General features: G+C 31.9%; 11 protein-coding genes and 1 pseudogene. 6 read left to right on the forward strand and 6 right to left on the reverse strand.

The features are described from left to right. Positions 1–15 precede the first annotated feature (15 nt). The 4 genes and pseudogenes from Q0L44_RS08380 to Q0L44_RS08395 all read left to right on the forward strand — a co-directional run. Positions 16–1,608, forward strand: coding sequence for a peptide chain release factor 3 (locus Q0L44_RS08380; RefSeq protein ID WP_296637467.1), 1,593 nt, complete (start codon positions 16–18; stop codon positions 1,606–1,608). A gap of 5 nt (positions 1,609–1,613) precedes the next feature. Then, positions 1,614–3,182, forward strand: coding sequence for a hypothetical protein (locus tag Q0L44_RS08385; RefSeq protein ID WP_296637468.1), 1,569 nt, complete (start codon positions 1,614–1,616; stop codon positions 3,180–3,182). 21 nt (positions 3,183–3,203) lie between these two features. After that, positions 3,204–4,136: a peptidylprolyl isomerase gene (locus Q0L44_RS08390; RefSeq protein WP_296637470.1), complete on the forward strand. Its 933-nt coding sequence runs from the start codon at positions 3,204–3,206 to the stop codon at positions 4,134–4,136. Between the two features lie 232 nt (positions 4,137–4,368). Beyond that, positions 4,369–4,488 (forward strand): annotated as a pseudogene (locus Q0L44_RS08395) (hypothetical protein); the annotation flags it as partial. Between the two features lie 70 nt (positions 4,489–4,558). Here the strand turns inward: Q0L44_RS08395 and leuB are convergent. The 4 genes from leuB to leuC form a co-directional block, all read right to left on the reverse strand. Beyond that, positions 4,559–5,614 carry a 3-isopropylmalate dehydrogenase gene (leuB, locus tag Q0L44_RS08400; RefSeq protein ID WP_296637471.1) on the reverse strand — a complete coding sequence of 352 codons (1,056 nt, stop codon included), beginning with the start codon at positions 5,612–5,614 and terminating at the stop codon, positions 4,559–4,561. 27 nt (positions 5,615–5,641) lie between these two features. Further along, positions 5,642–7,165, reverse strand: coding sequence for an alpha-isopropylmalate synthase regulatory domain-containing protein (locus tag Q0L44_RS08405; protein WP_296637473.1), 1,524 nt, complete (start codon positions 7,163–7,165; stop codon positions 5,642–5,644). A 20-nt stretch (positions 7,166–7,185) separates the two neighbouring features. Further along, a complete protein-coding gene (gene leuD / locus Q0L44_RS08410; RefSeq protein WP_296637474.1) occupies positions 7,186–7,785 on the reverse strand; it encodes a 3-isopropylmalate dehydratase small subunit in 600 nt (199 codons plus the stop codon). A gap of 110 nt (positions 7,786–7,895) precedes the next feature. Continuing rightward, a complete protein-coding gene (leuC, locus tag Q0L44_RS08415; protein ID WP_296637476.1) occupies positions 7,896–9,302 on the reverse strand; it encodes a 3-isopropylmalate dehydratase large subunit in 1,407 nt (468 codons plus the stop codon). Positions 9,303–9,570: 268 nt separating this feature from the next. Between leuC and Q0L44_RS08420 the strand changes: the two genes are divergently transcribed. Both Q0L44_RS08420 and Q0L44_RS08425 read left to right on the forward strand, forming a co-directional pair. Further along, entirely contained in the window at positions 9,571–10,038 is a 468-nt protein-coding gene (locus Q0L44_RS08420; RefSeq protein WP_296637477.1) for an Mpo1-like protein, read from the forward strand. A 2-nt stretch (positions 10,039–10,040) separates the two neighbouring features. Further along, positions 10,041–10,379 (forward strand): tRNA-binding protein, encoded by a 339-nt coding sequence (locus Q0L44_RS08425; protein ID WP_296637479.1) that lies wholly within the window; start codon positions 10,041–10,043, stop codon positions 10,377–10,379. Here the strand turns inward: Q0L44_RS08425 and Q0L44_RS08430 are convergent. Further along, entirely contained in the window at positions 10,376–10,534 is a 159-nt protein-coding gene (locus tag Q0L44_RS08430; protein WP_296637481.1) for a YqaE/Pmp3 family membrane protein, read from the reverse strand. The two genes, Q0L44_RS08425 and Q0L44_RS08430, sit on opposite strands and share 4 nt — an antisense overlap. 152 nt (positions 10,535–10,686) lie before the next feature. Then, the gene (locus tag Q0L44_RS08435; RefSeq protein WP_296637483.1) at positions 10,687–13,176 is read right to left on the reverse strand and encodes a M14 family zinc carboxypeptidase; all 2,490 of its coding nucleotides are present in this window, start codon (positions 13,174–13,176) and stop codon (positions 10,687–10,689) included. Positions 13,177–13,284: the final 108 nt, after the last annotated feature.

Raw genomic sequence — 13,284 nt, forward strand, 5'->3', positions numbered from 1 at the left:
CCTCAAATTTTGTAAATGAGTTTTTTAAAAGAAATTGAACGTAGAAGAACTTTTGGTATTATTTCTCATCCAGATGCAGGTAAAACTACGCTAACTGAAAAATTACTTTTATTTGGAGGTGCTATTCAAGAAGCAGGTGCTGTTAAAAATAATAAAATAAAGAAAGGAGCTACATCAGACTTTATGGAAATAGAGCGCCAAAGAGGTATTTCTGTAGCTACTTCTGTACTAGCATTTATTTACAAAGACAAAAAAATTAATATCCTAGATACTCCTGGTCATAAAGACTTTGCCGAAGATACTTTTAGAACATTAACTGCTGTAGATAGTGTTATTGTAGTTATTGATGTTGCTAAAGGTGTAGAGCCGCAAACTGAAAAGTTAGTAGAAGTTTGTAGAATGAGAAGCATACCAATCCTTGTATTTATAAACAAATTAGATAGAGAAGGTAAAGATGCTTTTGACTTGTTAGATGAAGTTGAGCAAAAATTAGGTTTAAAAGTAACTCCTATGAGTTTTCCTATTGGAATGGGTTACGATTTTAAAGGAATATATAATATCTGGGAAAAAAAATTAAACCTTTTTTCTGGAGACAATAAACAAACCATTTCAGAAGGAATTGAATTTGATGATTTATCTAGTCCAGAATTAGACAAAGCTGTTGGCGAAATTGCCGCAGATACACTTCGTGAAGAAATAGAATTGATAAGTGAGGTTTATCCAGATTTTAATCAAGAAGCATATTTAAAAGGTGAATTACAACCTGTGTTTTTTGGCTCTGCCTTAAATAATTTTGGAGTTAAAGAATTATTAGATGCTTTTATAGAAATTGCACCTTCTCCACAGCCTAAAAAAGCAGAAGAACGCTTGGTAGATTCTAAAGAAACTAAAATGACAGGCTTTGTGTTTAAAATTCATGCAAACATGGATCCAAAACATAGAGACAGACTCGCATTTATAAAAGTTGTTTCTGGAACTTTTAAAAGAAACGCACCATACTTGCATGTAAGAAATGGCAAAAAAGTAAAATTCTCTAGTCCTAATGCCTTTTTTGCAGAAAAAAAAGAAATTGTAGACGAATCGTACCCAGGAGATATTGTAGGTATTCACGATACTGGTAGCTTTAAAATTGGAGACACCTTAACAGAAGGAGAAGGTTTAAATTTTAGAGGTATTCCAAGTTTTTCTCCAGAACACTTTAGGTATGTAAATAATGCTGATCCTATGAAATCTAAACAACTCTATAAAGGTTTAGACCAATTAATGGATGAAGGTGTTGCACAACTATTTATTTTAGAAATGAATGGTAGAAGAGTTATTGGTACAGTTGGTGCGTTACAATTTGAAGTAATACAATACAGGCTAGAACATGAATATGGTGCAAAATGTACCTATGAGAACTTAAATGTTCATAAAGCCTGTTGGGTGGAAGCAAAAAAACCAAAAAGCGAAGAATTTAAAGAGTTTAAAAGAGTAAAACAGCGTTATTTAGCGAAAGACAAACAAAATCAGTTGGTTTTCTTAGCAGACTCTGAATTTACCATTCAAATGACACAAAGTAAATACCCCAATGTTAAACTACATTTTACGAGTGAGTTTAAAGATTGATATTTATGAAAAAAACAGTATTTATAACCCTAATTTTATTTGCTTTAAAAGGAGTTTCTCAAGAATCTAACTTCTTTACCTTAAAAGGAAAAGAACTCCATAATAACATACGATTAAACTACACTTTAGTCAACCAACCCTTAGATAAAGTAAGCTACAATCTACAACCGACTATGGGATTTGTAGGGCTAAACTACAATATTCCATTAACAGACTGGTTGTATACAGGTGCAGGTTTTCATACTGCAATTACTGGAGATCAGGGAGGACTATTTACACTTGGTGTTAACTTAGGTGTTAATTTTAGACTGTATAAAAAACTCTATTTTGATGCAAACATTCACTTTGGTGGTGGTGGTGGTTATAGAAGTTTAGTAAATGGTGGTGGAATCCTATATCCTAATGCTGGCTTACAATACAAATCAGAAAAATATTCATTTGGTGTACAATATGGGTATGTAGATTTCTTTACGGGAATTCAAAAAAGTGATAATGTTTCTTTTTTTGTAGAAATACCTACCACATTAAGAACCACCTCTTACGCTAATGCACAAAAATCGTTTACAGTAAACAATACTGATAAAGATGCGTTCTGGCAAAAGCCTGCTGTAAAAAGTGTGCAACAAGTTACGTTTGATTACTTTTTTCCATTTGGAAATTCTAGAACAGACGCAAGTACCAACCCAAGATACCAACAAATAAACAATACACTTTCTATTTTAGGTTTCGAATACCAAAAATATTTAACGCCTAATACATTTATATACGCGCAAGTAGATGCAATGTATGGTGGTTTAACAGCTGGTTTTATGGATTTGTTTTTTGGTGTCGGAAAAAACTTTATAGAAACAAGATATATAAACTTTTTTGCTAAAATGGGAATTGGAGCTGCTGGTGGTAGAATTTATCCTGAGGGAGGTTTAACCATTTACCCAAATGCTGGTCTCGATTTTAAAATTACCGAAAAATTTGGTCTAAGTGTTCACGGAGGCTACCATAAGGCAATTGGAGGCATTGCAAGTTTCCAAGCCTATACAGGAGGATTTAGCTTAAAATATTATGGATTAAGTGGTGGTACAACTACCCCTTTTACTCAACAAAAAGTAAACAAGATTAGAACTCAAGGAATTCAAATTATGGTTCAAAATCAAACCTATTTTGACGTTGCAAAATTCGGAATCCCAAATAGCGACTTACAACTTATTGGAATAAAACTAGCTTACGACATAAAGAAAAGAATTTATTTAGCAGGTGAAGCCTCTTTTGCTTACGAAGGCAAGTCAGGAGGTTATGCCCATGGTCTTTTCGGATTAGGAATAAAAAGTAATCCTTTTTTTAAGGAAAAAGTTACTACTTTTGTAGAGTTTGCTGCAGGAATTTCTGGAGGTGGTAGAGTAGATTCTGGAGAAGGAGTTTTACTAAGACCAACAGTAGGTTTAAATTACCTTGCAAACAAAGAGCTTTCATTTCACATATCTGGAGGGCAAATGTGGTCTCCTTTTGGCAATGTTAACGCAACAAACTTAACAATTGGATTGGCTTATGGCTTATCTATACTAAATTCAAAAAAGTAATAAAGATTAAAAATAAGAAAAATGAATAACGGAATTTACGCAAAATTTACAACACCAAAAGGTGAAATACTAGTAGCATTAGAGCACCAAAAAGCACCTGGAACTGTAGGTAATTTTGTTGCCCTAGTAGAAGGAAACATGGAGAATAGTGCAAAACCACAAGGCACACCTTATTATGATGGGTTAAACTTTCACAGAGTAATTCCAGATTTTATGATTCAAGGAGGTTGCCCTCAAGGAACAGGGACAGGAAACCCTGGTTATAAATTTGAAGATGAATTTCACTCAGACTTAAAGCACGATGCTCCTGGTAAATTAGCAATGGCAAATTCAGGACCAGCAACTAACGGGAGTCAATTTTATATTACCCACGTACCTACTCCATGGTTAGATGGTAAGCATACCGTTTTTGGAACTGTTATTGAAGGACAAGATGTTGTAGATGCTATTGCACAAGGTGATGCAATAGAAAGTGTAGCAATTATTAAAGTAGGTAGTGAAGCAGAAAACTTTAATGCTATAGAGGCGTTTAGAAACTTTGAAGGATCAAGAGAAAAAAGAGAAGCAGAAGAAAAAACAAAACAAAAAGAATTATTAGATAGCGTTGCTGCTGGATATGATGAGACCGAAAGTGGTTTACGTTACAAAATTTTACAAAATGGAACAGGAAAACAAGCTACAAAGAGAGCTCGTGTTTCTGTACATTATAAGGGACAATTATTAGATGGTACTGTATTTGATTCTTCTTACAAAAGAAAACAACCAATAGATTTTAATGTAGGCGTTGGTCAGGTAATTTCTGGCTGGGATGAAGGCATACAGTTATTAAAAGTTGGTGACAAAGCTCGCTTTGTAATACCGTCTAATTTAGGGTATGGAGCACAAGGAGCTGGTGGTGTTATACCACCAAACGCAACGTTAATATTTGACGTAGAACTTATGGATGTCAATTAAATACGAGTCAAAAAAGAAAATAGAAATATCTATAAAAACCTTAAAATTCAATTTTTAAGGTTTTTATAGTTTTAATGTAGAATTATAGTTAATTTTAATAGTCTTAAATAAATTTAAGAACGTTATCCCTTAATGTTTCTTAGTAAAAATAAATCTTCCAAAATTATAAAAAAAACAAATTTTTAACGAATTTAGCCAAGCAGATTAAAATACTTTCGAAAATTATGGAGGTAGTGGCTTGGGCTTATTTATAGGTAAAAACATTATTACGAATATGAATTCAGAAATTCATGTTAATAGTGAAAAAGGAAAAGGAAGTCATTTTTATTTTGATATAATAGTAGAAAAATGAACGTTAACCTAGGATTACAAGCAAAAAAAAAGCGCTTTAAAAGCACTTTTTTTTATATATAATTTTATAGTTAAATTTCATTCGCTAGCCAATCACCAACTTCAGAAGTTCCATAGGATTTTCCGTTTTCAGATAAATCTTCAGTTACAATTCCTTGTTCTAAAGCACTATTTACAGCATCTCTAATGGCTTTCCCTTCTTTTTGAAGATCAAAATTTTCGAACATCATTGCTGCAGACAAAACAGTAGCCATAGGGTTAGCAATGTTTAAACCAGTAGCTTGTGGATAAGAACCGTGTATAGGCTCAAATAAACCAATGTCTGAACCTAAAGATGCACTTGGCATTAAACCCATAGAACCAGAAATCACAGAAGCTTCATCTGTTAAGATATCTCCAAATAAATTTTCGGTAATTAAAACATCATAACTATTTGGCCATTGCACAAGTCTCATTGCAACTGCATCTACAAACTCATAAGACACCTCTACCTCTGGATACTCTTTTTCCATAGCTTGTACCGTTTCTCTCCATAAACGAGAGGTTTCTAGTACATTGGCTTTATCTACACAACATAATTTTTTACCACGTGTCATAGCTAATTCAAAACCCTTCTTTGCTAATCTTTGTACCTCTGCCCTAGTATAAACACAGTTATCAAAAGCAGTTTCACCTTCATCACTTCTCCCCTTTTCACCAAAGTATATACCCCCCGTTAATTCGCGTAAAAAAACCAAATCTGTACCTTCAATACGCTCTCTTTTTAGAGGTGATTTGTCTAAAAGTGACGGAAAAGTAAACGTTGGTCTTACATTTGCAAATAAGCCAAGTTTTTTGCGCATTTTTAACAACCCTTGCTCAGGACGTACTTTTGCAGAGGGATCATTATCAAAACGTGGATGCCCAATTGCTCCAAACAATACAGCATCTGAAGCCATACAAATATCATGCGTTTCATCTGGATAAGGCTCTCCAACAGCATCAATAGCAGCTGCACCTGTTAAGGCTGGTTTCCAATTAATTTCATGATTAAACTTCTTTGCAATGGCATCAGAAACTTTTACTGCTTGATCTATAACTTCAGGACCTATTCCATCTCCTGCCAATAAGGCTATATTTAATTTCATTTTCTGTTAGCTTTTAGCTTGTTTACTTTAAATAATATTCAACATTTTCTCTGTGGCTTTTATTGCAGATACTGTTTGATCTGAATCTAAACCATGAGTAACAAATTCCTTTTTATCTTTACTCCAAGTAATAATTGTTTCACACAATGCATCAGAATTACTCCCAGGAGGAATTCTAACAGCATAATCAATCAATTTTGGCAACTCTTTTTTACTATGAGTTTTATATAGTTTTTTTAAGGCGTTCATAAAAGCATCAAACTGTCCATCTCCTTGTGCATGTGCTTCATACAAAACACCTTCAACTCTTAACTGTAAAGTTGTAGATGGTTTTAAACCTCTTGCATGCCCTAAAACATAATTTTCTACAACTACTCTTTTTTCTATAGTGTTAGAATCTAAAACATCAGAAATAATATAAGGTAAATCTTCTTGAGAAACCACTTCCTTTTTATCTCCTAGCTCTATAATTCTTTGGGTAACCTTCTTTAATTCGTCATCATTTAAACTTAAGCCTAAATCTTGTAAATTCTTTTGAATGTTTGCTTTTCCTGATGTTTTCCCTAAGGCATATTTACGTTTTCTACCAAAACGCTCTGGAATTAGATCATTAAAATAAAGGTTGTTTTTATTATCTCCATCTGCATGAATGCCAGCTGTTTGTGTAAATACATTTGCGCCAACAATAGGCTTGTTTACAGGAATTCTAAAGCCTGAAAAAGTTTCTACCAGCTTACTTACTTTATTTAAAGCTTTCTCATTTACATTAACAGAAACCTCATCACTCAAAAAATCATTAATTACTGCAATTGCACTCGCTATTGGTGCATTTCCTGCACGTTCACCCATTCCATTTACTGTTAAATGTAAACCATGAGCACCTGCTTTAATAGCATTCATAACGTTTGCAACCCCCAAATCATAATCATTATGACCATGAAAATCGATATGTAATGATGGATATTTTTGATGAATCTCTACAATGAAATTAGTAGTTTCTTCTGGTGTTAAAATACCTAAAGTGTCTGGTAGAAGAAGTCTTTTTATAGGTTGTGTTTTAATAAAATCTAAATATTGAAAAACATATGCTTTAGAATTACGCATTCCATTAGACCAATCCTCTAAATATACATTAGTTTGTATACCATTTTTAGCTGCTAAATCTATTGTAGCTTTTATGTCTGAAAAATGTTGTTCTGGTGTTTTTTTAAGTTGATGCGTTAAATGATTTAAAGAACCTTTGGTTAATAAATTCTGAACTTTTGCTCCAGATTCTAACATCCAATCTATAGATTTTCCACCATCAACAAAGGTTAAAACCTCAATCTTAGTTAAAACATTTTCTGAAACAGCCCAAGTTGTAATTTTTTGAACAGCTTCTAGCTCACCTTTAGAAACACGAGCTGAAGCAACTTCTATTCTATCAACCTTTAACTCTTCTAGTAAAAGTTTTGCTATCGTTAGCTTTTCTGAAACTGAAAAAGATACTCCAGAGGTTTGTTCTCCATCTCTTAGAGTAGTATCCATTATTTCAATATTTCTTACAGCCATTACAATAATTTACAGATGAATTAAAATGGTCTTGTTTTCGCAAATGCAGAAATCTCTTCTTCAATATTTTTTAAATAATCGATATCATCAAAACCATTTAACATATTATCTTTCTTATAAGTATTAATTTCAAACGATTCTGATTCTCCTGTAGTAACTAAAGTAACAGTTTGTTTTGGTAAATCTACTTTAATCTCTGTATTAGGATCAGCCATAATAGCATCAAATAATGTATTGGCAAAATTTTCTGAAACTTGTACAGGTAGCACCCCAACGTTCAAACAATTATTTCTAAATATATCTGCAAAAAAGGATGAAATTACACATCGTAATCCAAAATCATAAACAGACCAAGCTGCATGCTCTCTAGAAGAGCCTGAACCAAAATTTTTACCACCTACTAAAATTTTAGAACCTGCGTAAATTTCTTTGTTTAAAGGAAAATCTGCTTTTGGTGATCCATCTTGATGGTATCTCCAATCTCTAAAAAAATTATCACCAAAACCAACTCTTTCTGTCGCCTTTAAAAAACGAGCAGGAATTATTTGATCTGTATCTACATTTTCTATTGGTAATGGATATGCTGTACTTGTTAAAACGTCAAATTTATCGTAAGCCATTATTTTATGCTTTTAGCCTTTAGCTTTTAGCTATGGGCAGTATTTATTGTTTTTGCTATGGGCTATTTGCCTTTAGCTTTTTAATTAATCTTATTTCTAAAAGCCAATAGCTATAAGCTAGCAGCTAAAATTGTTCTTGGATCTGTAACTACACCTTCTACTGCAGATGCTGCTGCTACTAAAGGAGAGGCTAATAAAGTTCTAGATCCAGGGCCTTGTCTACCTTCAAAGTTTCTGTTTGAAGTTGAAACTGATAATTTACCTGAAGGTATTTTATCATCATTCATAGCCAAACACGCAGAACAACCTGGTTCTCTTAATACAAAACCTGCAGCATCTATAATTTTGTCTAAACCTTCTTCTTTTATTTGGTCTACAACTTTATGTGAACCAGGTACTAACCAAGCAGTAACATTCTCTGCTTTTTTACGCCCTTCTACTATAGAACAAAAAGCCCTAAAATCTTCTATTCTTCCATTTGTACAAGAACCTAAGAATACAAAATCAATTTCTTTACCTAGCATTGCATCTCCTTCATCAAAATTCATGTAGGCTAAAGATTTCTTGTATGATTTTGCTCCACTATCTGCATCATCAGAATTTGGAATAGATTTAGTTACTCCAATTCCCATTCCTGGATTTGTACCATAAGTAATCATTGGTTCAATATCTGAAGCTTCAAAAGTAAACTCTGCATCAAATTCTGCATTATCTTCTGTATATAATGTTTGCCAATAATTCATGGCTTTATCCCAAGCTTCGCCTTTTGGTGCTAATGATCTACCTTTTATATAGTGATAGGTTTTTTCATCTGGAGCAATCATACCTCCTCTTGCTCCCATTTCTATAGAAAGGTTACACACTGTCATTCTACCTTCCATAGACATTTCTTTGAAAACATCTCCAGCATATTCTACAAAATAACCTGTAGCACCAGAAGTTGATAATTTAGAAATGATATATAAAGCTACATCTTTAGGCGTAACTCCAACACCTAAAATTCCATTTACATTAATTCGTAAACTTTTTGGCTTAGGCTGCATAATACATTGTGTAGACAACACCATTTCTACCTCACTTGTTCCAATACCAAAAGCAATGGCTCCAAAAGCTCCATGTGTAGAGGTATGAGAATCTCCACATACTATAGTTGCACCTGGTAATGTAATTCCGTTTTCTGGACCTACAACATGTACAATTCCGTTATTTTTATCTCCTAAACCCCAGTGAGAAATGCCATATTTTTTTGCATTTTCTTCTAAAGCATTCAATTGATTTGCTGATAAAGGATCTTCAACTGGTAAATGTTGATTTATAGTTGGTGTGTTATGATCTGCAGTTGCAAATGTTTTTTCTGGATAAACAACACTGTTACCTCTGCTTTCTAAACCTAAAAAAGCAACAGGACTAGTTACTTCATGTATAAAATGACGGTCTATAAATAAAACATCTGGACCTTCTTTTACTTTACGAACAACATGTGTATCCCAAACTTTATCAAATAATGTATTTGCCATTTTTTATATTTTCATTCAATTCTCAAAAATAAACTTTAAAAGTAGTTTTTAACAATACTCTACCTAAAGAAGTACTATATTCATTGACAAAAGGTATATGTAGTAAATTGATTTTGAAACACTTAATCTAATTTTAAATACGATGTCTAATATTTTTAAAGTGCTAATATCTCAAAATAAACAACCTTTTAGGAAAACAGAAAATAGCATTCTATTCTAAGTTTCATATTTAAATAGTATATTTAAATTTAAATTTTAATTTTCAACTATGAAATCTGCGCAAGCCTACTTTGATGAATATGCTGTAAGTCATCAAAATAAAACCAACCAAACCATACATTATATTTGTGTCCCGTTAATATTTTTTAATGTAATTGGTTTACTAATGAGTATACCAACAACCTTTTTAGAAAAGACTTTGGGCTTATATAATCCTCTATTAGAGAATTGGGCAGTTGTAGTAACTGTTTTTATTTCGATTTTTTATTTGAGATTAGGCTTTTGGTATTTTACTGAAATGCTTTTTGTTATTTTACTATCCATTATAGGTAATTTCTGGATTAGTAATATTACCAACTTACTCTATTTTTCAATTGCAGTGTTTATTTTAGCTTGGGTTGGTCAATTTTATGGTCATAAAATAGAAGGTGCAAAACCATCATTTTTAAAAGATTTAGAATTTTTATTGATTGGGCCTCTTTGGATCATTCAAAAACTGGGTAAAAAAAATAAGTAAAAATGAAAGATGAAATTTCTTTTGAAGATTTTCTAAAGGTTGATATTAGAGTAGGAACCATTATTGAAGTGAATGATTTTCCAAAAGCAAGAAAACCTGCTTATCAACTCTACATCGATTTTGGAAGCTTAGGAACAAAAAAATCAAGTGCGCAAATTACAGATTTATATAGTAAAGAAGATTTGCTGCACAAACAGGTTTCAGCCATTGTTAACTTTAAATCAAGGCAAATTGCAAATTTTAAAAGTGAAGTTTTAGTATTAGGTGTTTATAATGAAGATGAGGAAGTCGTAATATTACAGCCTAATAAAACTATAAAAAACGGTGAGCAAGTATCTTAACGCTTAGGATTATTTAAAATTACTAAAGCACCTATAATTCCTGGTATCCAGCCACAAAGTGTTAGCAAAAAAATAATAATAAAAGATCCACAACCTTTATCTATAACTGATAATGGAGGGAAAATTATTGCAAATAATACTCTAAAAAAGCTCAATTTTTTGTTTAATTGGTTACACAAATTAGAGGAATGTATTCTTTTTTTGTTACATAAAAGACATTGTAAAATCTTTTCTTAAAAAAAAACGCAAAGCTTAAATTTAAACTTTGCGATTTTTCTAATCAGTCATTTGGTAAACTATTATACCTCTACATTTTATCACCAAAGAAAATAGTGTTCATTAGTAATTTGTTTGTACCAAACCAAAATGCTCTAAAATTGGTGTTATCTGTAAAAACAATTACTCTACCTCTACCAAATCTGTTTACTTTAAATGGTACAGTATTAGGTATAATCGCTGCATTTTCTTTAGAAATATAACCACTTAATAATGGTTTAGATGTATATTGAATTGGGTTATTATAACTATCCTTATCAGCTTTCATGAACATAGTTGAATTTCTAAATAAGGCCAACTTATCATCTTTATAACCAAAATTTATTGGATGAGATCTGTCTAAATTCGCTACAAAGATAGCACCTCCAATAACTTGAGCTCCTGATTTTAATGATCTATCTTCAAAAGAAACATTTTTTACAGAATCTCTTTTTGCACTTTCAAAATTAATAGTAATCATCTTATTGTTTGCCAACCACCTCGCAGTATTTTTGTAACCAACTAAAACTCCACCACTTCTAACCCAAGTTTGTAATTTGGTAATTGCATCTTTTTCTAAACCACTACTTGGAACTACAATATGAGTGTATTTTGCAATATCCTTTCTATTAAAATTACGCGTATCTAAACGTGTTATAGGCATATCAAAACGTTGATCAAATAAATGCCAAATTTCTCCTGAATCATTACCTGCAACCCCATCACCAACAATCATAGCTACTTTAGGTTTAGTAATAGCTCTAAAATTGTTGCTTCCTAAATCTATACCATCATTTAAACCTGTGTTAACTGCATTTATATTGATATGACTTTCTTTTGCAACATCACCTAAATAAGTAAACAACTCTAAAGCATTTAATTTTTGATTTTGAACAGGTATAAAAATAGTACCATATTCATAAGATACTCCTCCATTCTTAAAGTTCTTCATAGAAACTTTTGCTCTTAAACCTTTTTGTAAAATGGCATGTAAAGCTTTTGGAGCATAAAACTCATTCCAAGGCATTAAGTAACCATAATCGCTTTTAAAAGAAACATTACCGGCTTTCATTTCTAGGTTTGTAATTTCATTACCAGCTTTAGATAAGGAAACATTTTCTGCATAATCTACATCAAAAGCATGATTAAATGTCCAAGCAGAAACGTCATAAAACAAACTGTCTTTAAATGTAGTTCTTATATCAAACATCGCTTTTACTAACCTGTGATTCTTTTGATTCATAGGTACAACATAGCTGTAACCTTTCTTAAAGTTTTTTCCATTTTGAGTAAAATCACTTTTAATATCATGAATTTTAACCTGGTGTCTTTTTAAAACCTCTGCTAAATGAAATGTTTTTGCAGCATCTTTTTCATCTCCAAAAACAATGGCATTTTTAGCACCTGTGTTTCTACTTTCTTTATAAAAATCTTGCTGATATTTTAAAATCTTTAAACGCATTTTATTAGCAGCTTCTAATGTAGAAAATGCTGCTGTTGCTTGATTTCTAATTGTGAATGGGAAAGTTAAAATTCCATTAGAAGTTTCTTGTGCATGTCCTCTAGAACTTGCTTGTTCAAACAAAATACCTATACTACCATTGATGTCTGGAAAAGTAGATCCTTTACCATAATAAAAATCATCAAAACTTTCTTCTGAATAATACATAGAACCAATTTTATCTAAAGCTTTTGCATGATAAGTTGCAATTTCTCTAGTTAAATCTTGATTCATTTGAGGCGTTAATGGATTGGTTCTACTAGGAATTCCTGGTTGGAAAAAGAAGCTAGAATTACTGCCCATTTCATGATGATCTGTTAAAATGTTTGGCAACCATTTATGAAAAGTTGCTATTCTTGCTTTACTTTCTGGCAATTGCACAGGCAACCAATCTCTATTCATATCAAATTGATAATGATTGGTTCTTCCTCTTGGCCAAATCTCTGAATATTCTCTATCATTAGGATCTGGATTAATGTTTTTACTTCTATTTGTATTTGCCCAATATGCAAAACGTTGTAAACCATCAGGATTAAAAGAAGGATCGAATAAAATAACAGTATTCTTTAATAAATCTTGTGTGGCAGAACTTGTAGAAGCTGCTAAATAATAAGCTACTGCTAATGCTGCATTAGATCCACTTGGCTCATTACCATGAATGGAAAATCCTTGATAAACCACAATAGGATTATCTACACTTAAAGAAGCATCATTAGTTGCATCAATATGCTGCTTTCTTATTTGCGCTATATTTTTCTGATTTTCTACAGAAGTAATTGTAAGTAATAGTAAAGGTCTATCTTCATAGGTTTTTCCTCTTGTTTCTATAGAAATTCTATCAGATGATGCTGCTAAAGCTTTCATATATTCTACTAACTTATCATGAGTTATATGCCACTCACCTACCTCATGCCCAATAATTTCTTTAGGTGTTGGAATACTAGAATCGTAATTTTCAGCAGGCAAGTAGTAAGATAAGTCTACATCTTGAGCATTGCTGTAAATTGAAAATAATAGAAAGAAAACAAACAGTTTTTTCATTGTTTTATTAAAATTTGGTTACCTAACAAATATAAGAAATCACCCTAGACACAAGCAAAATTTCTAACGGAATTTACCTTTTTCGTTTTACAAATAAAAAAGGTTTAA

The organism is Polaribacter sp. (genome assembly GCF_024639685.1).
Lineage (GTDB): Bacteria > Bacteroidota > Bacteroidia > Flavobacteriales > Flavobacteriaceae > Polaribacter.

What these genes read in the sequence shown, in the direction of transcription:
- Q0L44_RS08380 (WP_296637467.1), top strand. Translation starts at nt 16, where the DNA reads ATGAGTTTTTTAAAAGAAATTGAACGTAGAAGAACTTTTGGTATTATT.
- Q0L44_RS08390 (WP_296637470.1), top strand. Translation starts at nt 3,204, where the DNA reads ATGAATAACGGAATTTACGCAAAATTTACAACACCAAAAGGTGAAATA.
- leuC (WP_296637476.1), bottom strand. Translation starts at nt 9,302, where the DNA reads ATGGCAAATACATTATTTGATAAAGTTTGGGATACACATGTTGTTCGT.
- Q0L44_RS08385 (WP_296637468.1), top strand. Translation starts at nt 1,614, where the DNA reads ATGAAAAAAACAGTATTTATAACCCTAATTTTATTTGCTTTAAAAGGA.
- leuB (WP_296637471.1), bottom strand. Translation starts at nt 5,614, where the DNA reads ATGAAATTAAATATAGCCTTATTGGCAGGAGATGGAATAGGTCCTGAA.
- leuD (WP_296637474.1), bottom strand. Translation starts at nt 7,785, where the DNA reads ATGGCTTACGATAAATTTGACGTTTTAACAAGTACAGCATATCCATTA.
- Q0L44_RS08435 (WP_296637483.1), bottom strand. Translation starts at nt 13,176, where the DNA reads ATGAAAAAACTGTTTGTTTTCTTTCTATTATTTTCAATTTACAGCAAT.
- Q0L44_RS08425 (WP_296637479.1), top strand. Translation starts at nt 10,041, where the DNA reads ATGAAAGATGAAATTTCTTTTGAAGATTTTCTAAAGGTTGATATTAGA.
- Q0L44_RS08420 (WP_296637477.1), top strand. Translation starts at nt 9,571, where the DNA reads ATGAAATCTGCGCAAGCCTACTTTGATGAATATGCTGTAAGTCATCAA.
- Q0L44_RS08405 (WP_296637473.1), bottom strand. Translation starts at nt 7,165, where the DNA reads ATGGCTGTAAGAAATATTGAAATAATGGATACTACTCTAAGAGATGGA.